Below are 15,673 nucleotides of genomic sequence, written 5' to 3'. Positions count from 1 at the left end.
GTATTAAAATCTATACTGCGTCTATGACTTTTAAAATGAGCAACCGGGTTTACATCGCAGTCCTGGTCTATATAGCCTGGATATTGGTTTTTCTCGCCTGGGATTATCAACGAGAGAAAGAACGGATCTATCAAAAGATTGATAGTGCGTTAATTTCAAATGCTCTGGCAGCCCCTCTTCTACTACCAGATGGTTTTCATCACAAAGGCATGCAACCGGGCGATATTGATCCGGCTGACGACCTCGAAAACACCCTTAAATTAACGGAATACACCCGTAACTCCGAGGCTATCTACATCTATACCCTGGTAAAACAGGAAGATAAAATCTATTTCTCCAGCGCCAATGTTACTAACACCGAGCTCGAAGCGAGCAAAGATCTATACAACTATTACCTCCTCTATGATGATGTCGACCCCAGAATAGAAGACGTATTTTCCAAACGTCAGCAGATGTTTTTTGAGATCACGGATAGATGGGGAAGATTCCGCAGTGTATTTATCCCTAAATACTCATCTGATGGTACTTTTTATGTAACCGCAGCAGACATTGAAATAAGTCATATTGAAGCCCTGCTAAATCAACGCCTGACTCAACAAATGGGACTGGCGATCATATTTTTACTCTTTCTAATCCCGGTAATGTTCACCTTTTCTTCGGCCCAACGGCGTTGGGCAAAAGAACTCGAAAAAAGTGTTGGCGAACGAACGCAACAGCTCCACGACAGTGAAAAACAGCTTAGTTCAATCATTGAACATTCTCCTGCCGGAATTTTTCACTACGACAAGAATTCTGTCATTTCCATGATGAATCAGCGGTTTTTGGAGATATTAGGTAGCACAGAAGATGTTCTGACCGGTTTTAATATGCTCGAAAACTTACAGGACGAGCAACTCCTCAGCGCGTTACAAAAATCACTACAGGGAAAAATAGGCCAATTTGAAGGCCCTTACACCACGGTAACCGGCCATAAAAAGATCTACCTGATCGCCGAGTTTGTGCCTATGCGGGATAATCAGGGCAACGTTAGCGGGGGGGTGGCGGTATTCAACGATGCCACGGAGCAACAAAGCACCACCAGCACCCTTAAAAAACTTTCCATGGCCGTAGAGCAAAGTCCGAATGTAGTAGTAATAACCGATGTCGGGGGGCAGATAGAATATGTAAACCATCGGTTTACCGATATAACCGGCTACGACCCTGAGGAGGTCATTGGCAAAAACCCTCGCATACTAAACTCTGGCGAAACCACTTCAGAAATTTACGAAAACCTCTGGGAAACACTACTCGCTGGTCAGGAATGGCGGGGGGTCTTCCATAACAAGAAAAAGAACGGCGAGCTCTACTGGGCAGAGGAGATCATCTCCCCTATTACCAACACCCAGGGGGAAATCACTCATTTTATTGCCCAGCAGGAAGATATCACCGAAGTTCGGCGCATTTCAGACGAGATGAATTTCCAGACAACCCATGACCTATTGACTGGATTACTCAATCGTCGCCAATTTGAAAACGAACTTGAACTAACAGTACAAAAGGCGCAGCAGCATCGCTCTCATCATGCCCTCGGTTTTATCGATGTCGATCAGTTCAAGGTTATCAATGACACTTGTGGACGCATCGCCGGGGATGAATTGCTGCGACAGGTCAGTAACCTGATTCGGGATAAGATACGTAGCCGGGACATCCTCGCTCGACCAGGTAGCGATGAATTTTTAATACTTTTCGAGAATGCCAGTCTTGCTCAGGCTGAACGTGTTCTTCAGTCCATTATGAAAAACTTAAAAGGTTTTCGGTTCCAGTGGGAGGATCATAGCTTCTCGGTAGAGATTAGTGTCGGACTCACCGCCGTTGACCACAACACAGAATCGGCCGTTGAAGCGATGAAGGAAGTCGATACCGCCTGTTATACCGCTAAAGATGCTGGCCGCAACAGAATTCATATCCATAATGACAATGACGAACAACAACTAATTCATAAAGGGTACATTCAATGGGCCAGTGAAATTCATACCGCCTTGGATGAAAATAGGTTCAGACTTTATGCCCAGCCTATTGTTCCTTTGCAAGAGGATAAGAAAATCGGTTACGAGGTGCTCATTCGCCTGTTAACCCCCTCAGGAAATCTAGTTCCCCCTGGTGCTTTCTTGCCAGCCGCAGAACGATACAACCTAGCGGTGCAAATCGACCACTGGGTCATAGGGAATACGCTTGAATGGATGACAAAAAATATTGATCAGCTGGACCATATAGATGCCCTTGCGATCAACCTTTCAGGCCAGTCTCTAGGGGATGATGCACTGCTTGGATATATTATTCGTAGTATTGAACAGGGCCTTGTTCCCGCCCGCATGATCAAATTTGAAATCACTGAAACCGCCGCGATCGCCAATCTCAAAGACGCCCAAATATTTATAAAATCATTAAAGAAGCTTGGCTGCCGTTTTGCTTTAGATGATTTTGGCAGCGGTCTGTCATCTTTTGGCTACCTGAAAAACCTGCCGGTCGATCTACTTAAGATCGACGGTATGTTTGTTCGCGATATTATTACCGATCCCATTGATGAGGCGATGGTTCGCTCTATCAACGAGATAGGCCACATTATGAAAATGGAAACCATTGCTGAATTTGTAGAGAACGATCTGATCATGGCACGACTGAAGCGACTCGGCGTAGACTATGCTCAGGGTTATGCGATAAGTCGCCCTGAGCCCATAGACAGCATTCTCAAAGGCTCGCCTCAAGCAAAACAGGAGTCAGAGCGAGAACTCCAGTAACAGCACCAACCCAGCACCGGGTTTACTCTGTGCTGTCAGTGTTCCCCCCAACAGCTGCACTGCTCTTTGAGCGATGCTTAACCCCAATCCATAGCCATTCTGCTGCCCGGTAAATCGAACAAAAGGTTTAAACATTTTATCCAGCTGTTCCTGATTCAGTCCGGGCCCGTTATCGACAATAGATAGTCGCAACTTACCGTCGGACTGCTCAGCGGTAATGCGGATCTCTGTGCCATCCGGAGTATGTTTAACCGCATTGCCAAGGATATTATTCAGCGCTCTCTCCAACAGTGCTGGATTGCCTTTGAGACGATAATCCACAGACGTCCAGATTAAAGGGTGCTGTGGCGCGCTAAACTGATAATCATGCACCAGGGTATCCACGACGGTTTTCAACGCAAAATCCTGATCAGACACTTCCATCTGTTCCAACCGTGACAGACTAAGAATCTCATCGATCAGTCGGTTTATCCGATCGCACTCCAGATTAATCCGCTCGATAAACTCCTGTCCCTCCTCAGGCACCTGCTGACCCGCCAGGCCCGCTGCCATCTGCAACCGCGCCAAAGGAGCACGCAGCTCATGAGACACATCCTGTAACAAGTGTTGATTCGATTGCAGCGTATGCTCTACATACTCTGCCATCCGGTTAAATTCCCGGCTCAGCTCACCAATTTCATCACCTCGGCGACTCAAACAATCATCGGTTCGGGCGCTAAGATCTCCCGTGTAGAGATCGCGGGTATACTGGCGAAGCCGATTAACGGGGCGCACCACCATCAAACTGATCAGCAGGGCAGTGATTCCTGCGACGAACATCAGCAATATAACCTGTACCGATAGGAAAAAGCCGAATAACCTGGCAGCCAATGTCGGACGAATATCCGCCTCAACAACGACGCGATACTCTTTCCCATTATCTGATACTAAGCCCAGAATCAGTGGGTTAAGAAACCCCCTATCATCCTTAACCCCATAAATTATCTGGCCACTCGACTTTTCCTGAATCTGCAGCTTAGGCGGATAGAAGCGTCTTTCGTGATGATCATCCCGGTCCTTATAGAAGCGCCGCCAGTCCTTTGGTCTTTTAGGAGAAGGTAGCCGTCCGGTACGCTCATAACGATCAACCAGCAATTCTGCCTGCCCTAAAGCCTTAGCACTGAGGACATCACGGTAACGCTCCTGCTCAGACAGATGTCCAATAACAAAAGCTGTCAGGGCGATAACCAGAAAACTAGTCAGCCAAACCGTCATAAATATTTTTAGAAACAGGCGCTTATACCAGCGAATTTTCATCAGTCGGATAACCTCATTAAGCCTTCACCAGCATATAGCCGGCTCCTCGCACGGTTTTAATCAGCTCGCTATCTGGAAGCACTACTGCCAGTTTCTGCCTTACACGGCTCACATGGACATCGATCGCCCGATCATAAGCCGTCAGTTTTCGATGTAATACTTTTTCGGTGAGATCATTTTTACTCACTATCGAGCCTGCTGCCTGCATCAGTTCAGCCAGGACATTAAACTCAGCACTGGTAAGCTCTAGTTCCGTATCAGCGATAAGCACCTGCCGCTTACCAAAATCCAACTCTATACCATGGATACTAAGATGATCGGGCCCCGACTCAGCGACTTGAAGGCGCACACTACGTCGTAGCACCGCACGAATCCGGGCAACCAGTTCCCGTGGGTTACAAGGCTTACCTAAATAATCGTCCGCGCCCATCTCAAGGCCGATAATCCGATCAATATCCTCTCCTCTTCCCGTCAACATAATCACTGGCGTGGTAATACGAGGTCGCACCTGCTGCAGCAGATCCAGACCGCTCTGACCGGGCATCATAATGTCAAAAATAAGTAGATCATAACTACCTGTATCCTGCAGCAACGGCAGTGCCTGCTCGGCACTGTGGGCAAAGGTAACCTTAAAGCCTTCCGACTCTAAATACTGGCCCATCAGCTCACATAGCTCCTGATCATCATCAACAAGTAATAGCTTTACGGTTTCATTCATAATTAAGATCTCTGTTCAGATAGTGTCAGAGTAATGAAGCAACGGATAAATTTCACCTACCTACTACAGCCTTTACCAAACTTTACACCCTCTTTACCCAACTTAGCAGGGAGTCGACGCATACTGCATCCATCAAAACGAACAATGTTCAGGAGAACGATCATGCGTAAACAACTCATTATTGGTATCACAGCAGCAATTATAGGTGCAGGCGCTCTGACCGCTGGTGTCGCTTCAGCTAAAGGTGATTGGGACCGTTGCGATGGAGGAGAAGGCCGCCACGGCAAGTATGAGCAGATGGAAGGCAAGCATCATATGCGAATGTCCAAAATGGCTGACAAGCTGGAACTAACCGACGAGCAAAAAAGCCAGATGCAGGAACTAATGAAAAATAAGCGCGGTCAGATGAAAGATCAGCGTGGCGGAATGAAAGGCATGCATAACGCCTTTCGTGATCTGGATGTAAATGCCTCAGATTACGACCAGCAGGTTGCTACATTGGTAACTCAGGCTCAAGAGAAAACCGCAGAAATGATACAGATGCGGGCGCAACAGAAGAAAGCGATGTTTGAGATTTTGACTCCGGAACAGCAGGAGAAATATCAAGAGATGCGTCGATAGTCTCTCAAGACTCAAACGAACATAGATAGGGAAACAACTATGAACACCAGAGGTCCGGCTGAATCAGGCTCCAGCTGGACCTAACTATGGAGAGCATTTTCAAGATTTAACTTCACCTTCATCACCCCTTTTTCATCGAACCTTTACTCTTAAGTAAAGTTTTTGCCCTGTCCCCCCGACAGGGCTTTTTTATCCCGTTACAACTGCTGTCGAAGATCAGTTTCTAACTGTCGAAGGTAGCGGCGCTCCATTCCGACTTTGTTTTTGTGCTGTTTAATCTGCCGAGAGCGGGCAGCGACCTGCTGTTGCAGCTCATCAATGTCTAATAATAATCCGGCCCGCTGATCAGAAGAGATCCCATCCGCTATCAGTTGATCACGTTTTTCACTGACCTCGCGCTCATCCGCACGCTGTTGTTTCTCCAATCGCTGAAGCTCCTTGGTAGCCCGTCTCAGCCGGTCAACCTGCTCGAAAGCCTCACCGCCCAATTCAAAACCCCGCTCAAAGTCAGGAAACAAGTTAGTGGTACAGGCCTGTGGATAAGCTTGTCCGGCGCGGGCCCTTTTATAACCATTAGTGGCAGTACAATAACGCACAATACCCCGATCATAGCCCTGCAGGTATTCCTCCATCTGCGGCACGATACCATAGTCAGAGCAGGCCTCACGGTGTTGCTCTAGCCGTTCAGCAGAACGCCCAACCACCCCATCATTAAACCCGATCAGCTCCCAATCAGCCGTCAGGCAGCTTTCTCGGTCAAGAGTCGCACAGCCCACCAAGCTCAAACTCAGCCCCAGGCTAAGCAATAATTTAAAAGTCTTTTTCATATATCCCGATGAGCCCTCTATCGAAATTGGAACGCCGTTATGAAGGAATTACGTCTGGGGTCATTATCGCAGAAACAAACTGAACCAAAACAAAATAGAGAACAAGCAACCCTCTCTTACGAGGAACAACCTTACGTTTAGGGGTTAAGCGCATCAACCTTAGCCGCACAGATGAAATCATTCACGGACAAGCCTCCAATCGAATGGGTACTAAAGCGCACCAGACAATGGTTATAACCAACCTCAAAGTCGGGATGATGATTTTCACTATTGGCAATCCAGGCCAGCGCATTCACAAACGCCATAGTCCGATAAAACCCTTTAAAGCTAAAGTCTTTAAATATTTCACGATTCTGAGCATCAAGCTGCCAACCTGAATCCAGCTGGGTAAACAGTTGCATAACTTCATCATGGTTCAGCGCCGCCATACCTCCATCGCAAGGAAGACAGGAACGATTAGTCAACGATTCTTCATTCATTCTCAGGCCCTCAGTTTTTTATCACTATGTCGTATGCCCGTTCAGGCCCGGCTTTGTTAGGCTAACTGGACTTATAATAAGTATACTCAGCAAATACAGTATAGACGGCCCCTTATGCAGGGTTGTCGAAAGATAACCTGTGCTACTCGCTTTGTTTAAGCTATATTCCCCTGCACCAAAGTTGATCGGTTAACTCTTCCGCAAAAACTGGGGATAAACCAGCCCCACATTCCAACTAGAGGCTGGTGTAAAAAAGAGATATTGCAGGAAAAACCTTATGCCTACTTACGATTACCGTTGCGACACCACCGGTGAAGTTTTTGAAGTACGCCACCCGATGGCGCTAAAGCTTTCAACCTGGGCCGACCTCTGTGATGTCGGCGGCTTCGATAGCGGTACGACCCCTGCTGATACGCCAGTCACTAAACTGCTCAGCACCAGTGGTGTTGTTAGCAATAAAACCCTTAAAAACGCTGAAGCCCCACCTTGCATGACCGGTGGTGGCTGTCCCGGACGTTGTGGTATTTGAGATGTCGATGTTTACTCTGTTAAAAACACCATTAACCGTTCTTCTGCTGGGCCTGTTACTCACAACCCCTGCATCAGCAGGTAAGCTTAAACCAACCATGAAAGAGATTCGCCTGCACTACAAAGAGGCGATTGAAACCAACAAGCCGGAGCAATTCAATCAACATATCCAGCTGTTTTTAGTCGAACTGCAAACCGCCCGAAATTTTGAGTTTTCGCCCGAACGCAAAGTATTATCTCTGGAAGGCCTGAACAAGGTACAAAGCATTGTTAGTAAACTGCCAGAAGCAACCGAGGCAAACCTGGCAACACTGCAAACTGAGCTAAAGCAAGTTGATCAGCTCAGAGAAAGCTATCACAAGAAAGTTAAGCCCGGTGTCCTTGATCTTCTGATCGACACACTGAAAGAGGCAATGGGGTTCTGAGCAACCCCTTAGCCTTGCTTCCAATAAACTCAATCGTCAAAACCCCAGAACTTAGCCGGCCGTTCTTTCAAACATCAAGTCCCACACTCCGTGGCCGAGACGCTCACCGCGCTTCTGGAATTTAGTCACAGGACGCCACTCCGGCTGTGGGGAAAATGCCTGATCACCGGCAACATTTCGGTAGCCCGGTGCCACTGACATCACTTCCATCATATGCTCAGCGTAGTTTTCCCAATCGGTCGCCATGTGAAAATGGCCGCCCACTTTGAGTTTTTTACGAATCGTTTCGGCAAACTCCGCCTGGACTATACGACGTTTTTTATGCTTTTTCTTATGCCATGGGTCCGGGAAAAACAGCTGTAAGGTGCTCAAGCTGCCGTCGGGAATACACTGCGCCAACACTTCGATGGCGTCATCACAGAAAACCCGGATATTACTCAATCCTTCTTTCTCGACATTCCGCAGCAACCTACCAACACCTGGGCGGTGTACTTCGATACCGATGTAGTTTTTCTCCGGCTGATCTTTGGCCATCTCTATCAAAGAATCGCCCATACCGAAGCCGATCTCCAAAACCACAGGGGCTTCCCGTCCAAAGACTTCAGCAAGGTCGAGTTTCCCCTGACTCAGCTCTAAGCCCATCTCGGGCCACGCCCTGTCCATCGCCTTCTGCTGGCCTTCGGTCATGCGACCGGCACGCAGCACGAAGCTTTTAACAGTACGCATATATTTTTCCCCGACGGGCTGCTCTGGGGACTGCTGTTCAGTTTTGTTCTCTTCTGACATCGATCTGGACTCTTATTAAAACAAAGCAGCCTGATCAACAGATCAGGCTGCGGTAACATATCACCCACGGAAACACTTAAGCAGCAATCCCGAGAAACATGCTATTTATAGGCTTTTGTCGGCTTTATCCCAACAATTAATTACAGCTTACCAACAATTCTACCTTCCATCGGAGAAGATGCGCTGGCATATTTCTTCCGCGGCATACGCCCTGCAAGGAAAGCTCCACGACCCGCTTCAACCGCCTTACGCATCGCTATAGCCATCATAATAGGGTCACGGGCACCAGCAATGGCTGAGTTCATCAACACCGCTTCACAGCCCATCTCCATCGCTACCGCTGCTTCAGAAGCGGTACCGACACCGGCATCCACCAGCACAGGGACTTTACAATCTTCCATAATTACATTGATATTATGAGGATTGAGGATACCCAGACCGGAACCGATCATAGACCCTAGCGGCATAATAGCGACGCAACCGATCGATTCCAACTCTTTAGCCACGATAGGATCGTCACTGGTATAAACCATCACTTTGAAGCCGTCCTGCACCAGTTTATCGGCAGCTTTGATAGTATCCACAACGTTCGGATACAGGGTTTTCTCATCACCCAACACTTCCAGCTTCACCAGATCATGGCCATCCATCAGTTCACGGGCCAGCATACAGGTACGCACTGCATCAGCAGCGTTGAAGCAGCCTGCAGTATTCGGCAGGATGGTATATTTATCGGGGGAGATAACATCCAGCAAATTCGGCTCATCGGGATTCTGGCCGATGTTAGTACGACGTACCGCTACAGTGACAATCTCAGCACCACTGGCTTCAATTGCCAGGCGGGTCTCTTCCATATCACGGTATTTGCCCGTCCCGATCAATAGACGGGACTGAAAGCTGCGGCCTGCAATAATTAAAGGATCGTTATGTTGTTCAGACATTATTCTCTACCCAGTTAAATTCTGTTATCTATTCTGGTAAATCCAGGCGCCTAGCCGCCACCGATAGCGTGAACGACCTCAACTCTGTCGCCGTCCTTCAGCACTGTTTCAGCATGCTGGCTCCGAGGAACGATCTCCAGGTTCAATTCGACGGCTACACGTCGCTCACCAAGCTCTATCTGTTCAAGCAGGGCGGTAATCGAGGAGCCTTGCTGAACCTCGAGACTGTCACCATTTAGCTGTATCTGCATTGAGGTTGATCCACTTTTATTAACTTAACTGCCGGTAAGCAACCCGGCCAAGATTCATCCAGCCCGCCAGAAACAGAAGACCACCTATCGGGGTTACTGCGCCAAGCCAATGCTGACCACTCAGCGCCATCGCATACAGACTACCGCTGAAAAAAATGATGCCTGCCAAAAACAATACCGCTGTCAGAGATAGCCCCTTGATCGGTTGTCGCAGCATCAACAGTCCCACACCCAGCAGAGCCAAAGTATGAAACATCTGATACTGAATGCCGGTTTGCAGCACTTCATACAGCCGACTGCTGAGTTGTTCCTTGAGCAGATGAGCGCCAAAGGCACCAAATGCAACAGAGATAAACCCACTAAGGGCACTGCATATTATTATTAAACGGGCAGTCATACTGTGTTCCGGATGTTTGAGGGGGCTATTCTAACAAAGCTAAGCGGTGGCGATAAGCAATAAAAAAGCCGCGCTCATCAGAGGGCGGCTTATTTGATCAGAACGGTTTATCAGGCTTCTAGCATTGAGGCCTTAATCTTCTTCATCGCGTTCTTTTCTAACTGACGAATCCGCTCGGCAGAAACCTCATAACGAGCGGCTAATTGGTGCAGAGTCGCTTTTTGTTCACCCAGCCAGCGCTGCATCAGAATATCTCGGCTACGCTCATCTAACTGCTCCATCGCAGCACTCAGACGCTGATTGGAATCAGCTGCCCAGTTTGAATCTTCCAGTTGACTGGCAGGATCCTGATTGTGATCTTCAAGGAAATAAGCCGGTGACTGATAAGCTCGCTCATCATCATCACCAACCGGAGCATCGAAAGCCATATCGGCGCTGCTCATCCGGCCTTCCATCTCCCGAACAACATGCTCGCCAACACCCAGATCTTCCGCCATAGCGGTAACTTCAGCGTTGTTCAACCAACCCAGGTTTTTCTTCTTACTGCGCAGGTTAAAGAACAACTTACGCTGTGCTTTGGTAGTCGCAACTTTAACAATACGCCAGTTGCGCAGGATAAATTCATGCATCTCTGCCTTAATCCAGTGCACCGCAAAGGAAACCAGGCGAACACCCATCGTCGGATCAAAGCGTTTAACCGCTTTCATCATGCCCACATTGCCTTCCTGAATCAGGTCTGCCTGAGAAAGGCCATAACCGGAGTAGGATTTTGCAACATGAACAACAAATCGCATATGTGACAAGACCAGCTGACGTGCAGCTTCAAGGTCATTCTGGTAATAGAGTCGCTCTGCCAGTTCACGTTCTTCCTCTACTGTAAGCACAGGAATAGATGTTACCTGACGTATGTATGCCTCCAGATTCTGGCCCGGAGATAATACTTTAGCGACCTGCAGGCTTTTGCCCATTACACAACCTCATTACTCGTTCATTTAAAGGTGTCAAAATAAGTTACTGCTATGACACGCTCTTATCGGATAAGTTCCGACTATAAAAATCGCTACAACTCACCACTATCAACAACCGCTTTTATACATATAGCTATAGCGAACCAACTACGATAGCGAGAAGATTAGCAGATGACAAGTCCTACGGGGTACTGACTTTACCAATATTTACATTCAAATCTGTATTATCCGTAGATAACCCATTATACGGCCTTTTAACGGGGTTGGATCTGACGCAGATGGCGGCCAACGGCTAGCCATGCACCCAGCAGGCCTAAAAGGATACTGATGGCCAGTAACAACAGGGTATCCACAAAGCCCAATCCAACCAACTCAAACTGACTGTTATAGAGTTTCACCAGTTGTTCAACCGGACTATTCAGCAGTAATAAAGATAGTTGAATCAGCACCCAGGCGATCACACCACCGGCGATGCCATACCAGATGCCATCATATAGAAAAGGGCGCCTGACATAGGCATCAGTTGCACCTACCAGCTTAGCTATTACAATTTCTTCCCGTCGGCTCTCAATCGATAAGCGAATGGTATTCCCCACCACCAGCAGCACAGCCAAGACAAATAATCCGGTTAGCAACCAGACCCCCCGCTCTGCCAACGCAACAAAAGCCGAGAGTCGTTGCACCCACTCCATATCGACCACCGCTTCATCAACCTGAGGCAGGACCAGCAATTTAGATTGCAACAGCGGAATATCAGTTACCGAGAGATCCAGCGGCATAACCATAATCACAGCAGGTAGAGGGTTTTGATCGAGAAAATCAAATACCTCACCAAAGCCGGACATCGCTTTAAACTCAAGCATCCCCTGCTCTGCAGTCACTAATTCTGTGGCCGCTACATCATCACGTAAGAGTAACTCTCGACTGAGTATCTCTGCCTCTGATTCCGTCACACCTATCTTAAGATATAGGGCGACTCGGGGGTCACCTTCCCAGCCCTGGCCGAGCTGTTGCAGGTTTTTCAAACCGGTATAGAGAGAGCCCGGCAATGCCAATGCAATCGCCAGTACTGCCAGCGTCATAAAAGTAGTGAGCGGCTTAGTTAACAGCGAGCGGTATGATTGCTCAGCTACCTCCAGATGGTGGCGTAGATAGCTGCGCCCCTTGTCAGAGACCTTCAGTTTATGGTGTTCGGCGCCACGATGAACTTTGGCGTCCCGCCGGGTTTTCTGCTCAACCCGAACCGCGCCTTTATTTCGCAGATTATTTTCCATCGCTGATCAGCCTGCCCTGTTGGAGGGTAATAACCCGATGCGGCATCCGCGCAATCAGCCCCAGATCATGACTGGCAATCAGCACAGTAGTTCCTACCTGATTAAATTGCTGAAACAATCGCATAACCTCTTCTGACAGCTTCGGGTCCAGGTTACCGGTCGGCTCATCCGCCAGCAGCAGTTGGGGTTTGTGGACAATCGCACGGGCGATACCCACCCGCTGTTGCTCGCCACCGGATAGCACCACCGGATTGAGTTTTTCTTTGCTTAACAACCCTACTTTATCCAACGCAGCATGGGCCCGGCGCGCTGCATCCGCCGGATCAAAGCCGCAGATCCGCAAAGGCAGTACGATATTTTCGAAAACTGAACGATCAAACAACAGCTGATGATTCTGAAACACTACGCCGACACGGCGCCGATGAAAGGGGATCTGGCTATTACCCAGTGTTGCCAAGTCCTGATCACCGACCAGAACCCGACCATTAGAGGGCCGTTCCATCAACATGATTAGCTTGAGCAAGGTACTCTTACCGGCACCTGAATGCCCGGTGAGAAATGCCATTTCACCCTGATCAAGGCTAAAATCGACTTGATTCAGGGCATCATAGCCATTTGGGTAGCGCTTAGTAACGTTGTCGAAACTGATCACAGGTTGATTACCTTAGAAAGCCTTCGAAATAATTCATCTATAAATCGATCAAACCTCAGTCGAACAAGGCAGAGACAAACTCTTTCGCCTTGAACGGTCGCAGATCATCAATTTGCTCCCCTACGCCGATGTAGCGAATAGGTATATCCAGTTGTTTGGCAATAGCAAAGATAATACCGCCTTTTGCAGTACCGTCTAGTTTGGTCAGACTAATACCACTGACGCCTACTGATTCTTTAAACAGTTTCGCCTGACTCATCGCATTCTGGCCAGTGCCGGCATCCAGCACCAACATCACCTCATGGGGCGCATCCGGGTCTAGCTTCTTCATCACCCGGACAACTTTTTCAAGTTCCTGCATCAGGTGATCTTTGTTCTGCAAACGACCCGCAGTATCAGCAATAACTACGTCAATATTTTTCGCCTGCGCCGATTGCAGTGCATCAAAAAGCACTGAAGCGGAGTCAGCACCCGTATGCTGAGCCACTACCGGCACATTGTTTCGATCACCCCAAACCTGCAACTGTTCCACTGCCGCGGCCCGAAAAGTATCACCCGCCGCCAGCATCACTGACTTTCCTTCCGCCTGATATTTCTTTGCCAGCTTGCCAATAGTGGTGGTTTTTCCTACACCGTTTACACCGACCATCAGTAAAACAAAAGGCCCTTTGCTACTTTCAAGATCCAGAGGCTGTTCGGCGCCTTCAAGCAGGGCGGCTAACTCATCTTTCAACGCAGCGTAAAGCGCATCCGCATCGGCCAGTTGTTTACGGCTGACCCGATCAGTCAGCTTACCAATAATTTCAGTGGTCGCTTCCACACCGACATCGGCCATCAGAAGATGAGTTTCAATCTCCTCCAGCAGATCATCATCAATCTCTTTTGCACCAAGGAACAGAGCCCCCAGACCTTCAGTCAGATTTGCTTTAGTTCGACTGAGTCCGGCTTTAATTCGGCCAAAGAATCCGGTTTTCTGCTCGGGCTCCGCTACAACAGACTCGGACTCAGCAACAGGTTCCTCTGCTACTACTTCCTCATCAACTATTGGGGCTTCGATTTCGGCCTCGACAACCTCAGCCACAGCAGCCTCTTCTACAACAGAGGTTTCAGAAGGACTATCTACGGGTTCTTCAGCTGAGGCTTGAACATCGCCCTGAACCGGCGCTTCAATTGAAGCCTCTACTGACTCAGCAGCTGATTCCTGAACTAATTCCTTAGCTTCGGGCTGATCTAATTCAACAGCCTGGCTATCCTGCTCATCCACAGGAGCCTTCTGAGCTTCATTCGGCTCAGAGTTAAACATTGATTTAAGCTTCTTAAACATGCTTCTTCGCTATCCGCTATCAGGCTCAAAAGGTGCAAAAAAACAGGGGGATCCCTGTTCCATCTGCGAGTCGTCCTGTATGTTTCAGTTAGGCGGAATATCTTACCATAGGAAAGTCCGGCAGGGGCACTGAAAACCGGCTAGGAAATGACCAGGAACAACTGATGGCAGAAAGTAAACCTTCACTCTTTAACCGGACCTATCTGAAGATAGTGGCCTGGATTATCGCTATCGCTATCGTGCTGCTGACGGCAGGACAGAACCGTAGCCCTGATTATCTGAAAATAGAGCGATATGAAAACACAGCGCTCTATTCTACTGAGCAAAGCGACGCAGCCTATCTGCAAATAGGGCTGCTTTTTCGCACCGGCCCGGCGATCAATAGTGATCAGCAATTACTACAGACACTACTGCTACAGACGGTACAGCAACAACTGGACAGCATTGCCGAACAAGCACTGTTCACTCGATTGAAAGTACGGTTAGGGGCGCAAGCGACCCCTGACCGCATCAAAGTAAGCATCGCGATTCTGAAAAAATATAGTGATCAGCCAGAGGAGATTAGAAAAGTAACCGAATCCCTCATACAGCAATTACAGGACTACTTTCCCCGTGGCGATATTGAACAACGCTTGAACCGACTTGAAGCTGAACAGTATCTAAGCCAGAAAGACCCTGAAAACCAGCTACTCAATCACTTTTTCAATCAGTTAGTGGCTCCCGCTTCAGTGCATCCGCTACAACGCTTCTCCGGTCTTTATCGCAGCAGCATCAACCCGGCGACCCTGACCCTCACTCTGCAAGGCCCAAACCTTGAGACTCTGCCACAGATACTCAGCAGTTTACTCCCCGGTTATCAGACCAGTTCAACCATTGCGGCCACCACTATCGCACCGGGATTTCGCCGACTCCAACCTAAAGATAACCAAAGCTACCTATTAACCGGGCAAGCGCTACCCGGGCGACAACAAAATAATTTTGCCCTAGAGCTACTTGCGGTCAAAACCCTACAACAACTACTGCAACAACCCGGACTCCCTGAATCTCGTCTGACATGGAAATCACTGGACAAGCAGGGCTACCTGGCAATGATTCTGCACGGCTCGAAGATCTCCGCAGAACCCAGAATCAACGATTTGATGCAGTCAATTCTGGGCCAACTCGATGATCAAGTGATCAATACGACACGTAACAAACTGCTGGATGACTATAATAAGCGGATGGAGCAAACGAACAATCAGCTCAGCCAACTAGACACCATCGCTTTCTATCAACTCCCGGTTGATGACCTGGCCCGCTTTGAGAAACAGCTGACCCAGGCAGAAAACCAGCAAGTCAAAGACTTTATTACCGATTACCTGACCAGCTCGGAGCAGTATCAGTTACTGCTACCCGCTTATTAAACCTAA

General features: G+C 48.4%; 17 protein-coding genes. 5 read left to right on the top strand and 12 right to left on the bottom strand.

The genetic code is table 11. From position 1 onward, the window contains the following. The first annotated feature begins 35 nt into the window (after positions 1–35). On the top strand, positions 36–2,777 hold the full coding sequence (locus QZZ54_RS01100) for a bifunctional diguanylate cyclase/phosphodiesterase (RefSeq protein WP_290697381.1): 2,742 nt from the start codon (positions 36–38) through the stop codon (positions 2,775–2,777). On the opposite strand, the gene QZZ54_RS01095 is transcribed toward QZZ54_RS01100, so the two are convergent. Together QZZ54_RS01095 and QZZ54_RS01090 are read right to left on the bottom strand one after the other, a co-directional pair. Then, positions 2,757–4,073, bottom strand: coding sequence for a HAMP domain-containing sensor histidine kinase (locus tag QZZ54_RS01095; RefSeq protein ID WP_290697378.1), 1,317 nt, complete (start codon positions 4,071–4,073; stop codon positions 2,757–2,759). The genes QZZ54_RS01100 and QZZ54_RS01095 overlap by 21 nt on opposite strands. Before the next feature lie 16 nt (positions 4,074–4,089). Next, the gene (locus QZZ54_RS01090; RefSeq protein WP_290697375.1) at positions 4,090–4,791 is read right to left on the bottom strand and encodes a response regulator transcription factor; all 702 of its coding nucleotides are present in this window, start codon (positions 4,789–4,791) and stop codon (positions 4,090–4,092) included. Between the two features lie 162 nt (positions 4,792–4,953). Here QZZ54_RS01090 and QZZ54_RS01085 point away from each other — a divergent pair, with 162 nt between their 5' ends. Then, positions 4,954–5,412 (top strand): Spy/CpxP family protein refolding chaperone, encoded by a 459-nt coding sequence (locus tag QZZ54_RS01085; protein WP_290697372.1) that lies wholly within the window; start codon positions 4,954–4,956, stop codon positions 5,410–5,412. Positions 5,413–5,609: 197 nt separating this feature from the next. Here QZZ54_RS01085 and QZZ54_RS01080 read toward each other — a convergent pair whose 3' ends face one another. Together QZZ54_RS01080 and QZZ54_RS01075 are read right to left on the bottom strand one after the other, a co-directional pair. Then, on the bottom strand, positions 5,610–6,239 hold the full coding sequence (locus QZZ54_RS01080) for a DUF2799 domain-containing protein (protein WP_290697370.1): 630 nt from the start codon (positions 6,237–6,239) through the stop codon (positions 5,610–5,612). Between the two features lie 137 nt (positions 6,240–6,376). Next, positions 6,377–6,718: a 4a-hydroxytetrahydrobiopterin dehydratase gene (locus QZZ54_RS01075; RefSeq protein ID WP_290697367.1), complete on the bottom strand. Its 342-nt coding sequence runs from the start codon at positions 6,716–6,718 to the stop codon at positions 6,377–6,379. A 277-nt stretch (positions 6,719–6,995) separates the two neighbouring features. Between QZZ54_RS01075 and QZZ54_RS01070 the strand changes: the two genes are divergently transcribed. Both QZZ54_RS01070 and QZZ54_RS01065 read left to right on the top strand, forming a co-directional pair. Further along, entirely contained in the window at positions 6,996–7,247 is a 252-nt protein-coding gene (locus tag QZZ54_RS01070; RefSeq protein ID WP_290697364.1) for a zinc ribbon domain-containing protein, read from the top strand. 1 nt (position 7,248) lies between these two features. Continuing rightward, positions 7,249–7,671, top strand: coding sequence for a cytochrome b562 (locus QZZ54_RS01065; protein ID WP_290697361.1), 423 nt, complete (start codon positions 7,249–7,251; stop codon positions 7,669–7,671). 51 nt (positions 7,672–7,722) lie between these two features. On the opposite strand, the gene trmB is transcribed toward QZZ54_RS01065, so the two are convergent. The 8 genes from trmB to ftsY all read right to left on the bottom strand — a co-directional run bounded on the left by trmB (position 7,723) and on the right by ftsY (position 14,243). Continuing rightward, entirely contained in the window at positions 7,723–8,457 is a 735-nt protein-coding gene (gene trmB / locus QZZ54_RS01060) for a tRNA (guanosine(46)-N7)-methyltransferase TrmB (protein ID WP_290697358.1), read from the bottom strand. 140 nt (positions 8,458–8,597) lie between these two features. After that, complete coding sequence (locus QZZ54_RS01055; protein ID WP_290697355.1) at positions 8,598–9,398, bottom strand: thiazole synthase; 801 nt, start codon at positions 9,396–9,398, stop codon at positions 8,598–8,600. 50 nt (positions 9,399–9,448) lie between these two features. Further along, on the bottom strand, positions 9,449–9,649 hold the full coding sequence (gene thiS, locus QZZ54_RS01050) for a sulfur carrier protein ThiS (protein ID WP_290697353.1): 201 nt from the start codon (positions 9,647–9,649) through the stop codon (positions 9,449–9,451). Positions 9,650–9,668: 19 nt separating this feature from the next. Further along, positions 9,669–10,046, bottom strand: coding sequence for a DUF423 domain-containing protein (locus QZZ54_RS01045; RefSeq protein WP_290697351.1), 378 nt, complete (start codon positions 10,044–10,046; stop codon positions 9,669–9,671). A gap of 110 nt (positions 10,047–10,156) precedes the next feature. After that, positions 10,157–11,014: an RNA polymerase sigma factor RpoH gene (gene rpoH / locus QZZ54_RS01040; RefSeq protein WP_290697349.1), complete on the bottom strand. Its 858-nt coding sequence runs from the start codon at positions 11,012–11,014 to the stop codon at positions 10,157–10,159. A gap of 254 nt (positions 11,015–11,268) precedes the next feature. Next, positions 11,269–12,288 (bottom strand): permease-like cell division protein FtsX, encoded by a 1,020-nt coding sequence (gene ftsX, locus QZZ54_RS01035; RefSeq protein WP_290697345.1) that lies wholly within the window; start codon positions 12,286–12,288, stop codon positions 11,269–11,271. After that, a complete protein-coding gene (gene ftsE / locus QZZ54_RS01030) occupies positions 12,278–12,940 on the bottom strand; it encodes a cell division ATP-binding protein FtsE (RefSeq protein WP_290697342.1) in 663 nt (220 codons plus the stop codon). Before ftsE ends, ftsX begins: the two co-directional genes overlap by 11 nt. A 55-nt stretch (positions 12,941–12,995) precedes the next feature. Then, positions 12,996–14,243: a signal recognition particle-docking protein FtsY gene (gene ftsY / locus QZZ54_RS01025; RefSeq protein ID WP_290697339.1), complete on the bottom strand. Its 1,248-nt coding sequence runs from the start codon at positions 14,241–14,243 to the stop codon at positions 12,996–12,998. 185 nt (positions 14,244–14,428) lie between these two features. Between ftsY and QZZ54_RS01020 the strand changes: the two genes are divergently transcribed. Further along, positions 14,429–15,667, top strand: coding sequence for a hypothetical protein (locus QZZ54_RS01020; protein WP_290697336.1), 1,239 nt, complete (start codon positions 14,429–14,431; stop codon positions 15,665–15,667). Positions 15,668–15,673 lie beyond the last annotated feature (6 nt).

This window comes from Amphritea sp., from assembly GCF_016744155.1.
Classification (GTDB): Bacteria; Pseudomonadota; Gammaproteobacteria; order Pseudomonadales; family Balneatricaceae; genus Amphritea.
This window is presented reverse-complemented; position numbering and strand designations above follow the sequence as displayed.

Excerpts from the sequence above, each read along its gene's own strand:
- QZZ54_RS01100 (WP_290697381.1), top strand. The coding sequence starts at position 36 with ATGAGCAACCGGGTTTACATCGCAGTCCTGGTCTATATAGCCTGGATA.
- QZZ54_RS01095 (WP_290697378.1), bottom strand. The coding sequence starts at position 4,073 with ATGAAAATTCGCTGGTATAAGCGCCTGTTTCTAAAAATATTTATGACG.
- QZZ54_RS01090 (WP_290697375.1), bottom strand. The coding sequence starts at position 4,791 with ATGAATGAAACCGTAAAGCTATTACTTGTTGATGATGATCAGGAGCTA.
- QZZ54_RS01085 (WP_290697372.1), top strand. The coding sequence starts at position 4,954 with ATGCGTAAACAACTCATTATTGGTATCACAGCAGCAATTATAGGTGCA.
- QZZ54_RS01080 (WP_290697370.1), bottom strand. The coding sequence starts at position 6,239 with ATGAAAAAGACTTTTAAATTATTGCTTAGCCTGGGGCTGAGTTTGAGC.
- QZZ54_RS01075 (WP_290697367.1), bottom strand. The coding sequence starts at position 6,718 with ATGAATGAAGAATCGTTGACTAATCGTTCCTGTCTTCCTTGCGATGGA.
- QZZ54_RS01070 (WP_290697364.1), top strand. The coding sequence starts at position 6,996 with ATGCCTACTTACGATTACCGTTGCGACACCACCGGTGAAGTTTTTGAA.
- QZZ54_RS01065 (WP_290697361.1), top strand. The coding sequence starts at position 7,249 with ATGTCGATGTTTACTCTGTTAAAAACACCATTAACCGTTCTTCTGCTG.
- trmB (WP_290697358.1), bottom strand. The coding sequence starts at position 8,457 with ATGTCAGAAGAGAACAAAACTGAACAGCAGTCCCCAGAGCAGCCCGTC.
- QZZ54_RS01055 (WP_290697355.1), bottom strand. The coding sequence starts at position 9,398 with ATGTCTGAACAACATAACGATCCTTTAATTATTGCAGGCCGCAGCTTT.
- thiS (WP_290697353.1), bottom strand. The coding sequence starts at position 9,649 with ATGCAGATACAGCTAAATGGTGACAGTCTCGAGGTTCAGCAAGGCTCC.
- QZZ54_RS01045 (WP_290697351.1), bottom strand. The coding sequence starts at position 10,046 with ATGACTGCCCGTTTAATAATAATATGCAGTGCCCTTAGTGGGTTTATC.
- rpoH (WP_290697349.1), bottom strand. The coding sequence starts at position 11,014 with ATGGGCAAAAGCCTGCAGGTCGCTAAAGTATTATCTCCGGGCCAGAAT.
- ftsX (WP_290697345.1), bottom strand. The coding sequence starts at position 12,288 with ATGGAAAATAATCTGCGAAATAAAGGCGCGGTTCGGGTTGAGCAGAAA.
- ftsY (WP_290697339.1), bottom strand. The coding sequence starts at position 14,243 with ATGTTTAACTCTGAGCCGAATGAAGCTCAGAAGGCTCCTGTGGATGAG.
- QZZ54_RS01020 (WP_290697336.1), top strand. The coding sequence starts at position 14,429 with ATGGCAGAAAGTAAACCTTCACTCTTTAACCGGACCTATCTGAAGATA.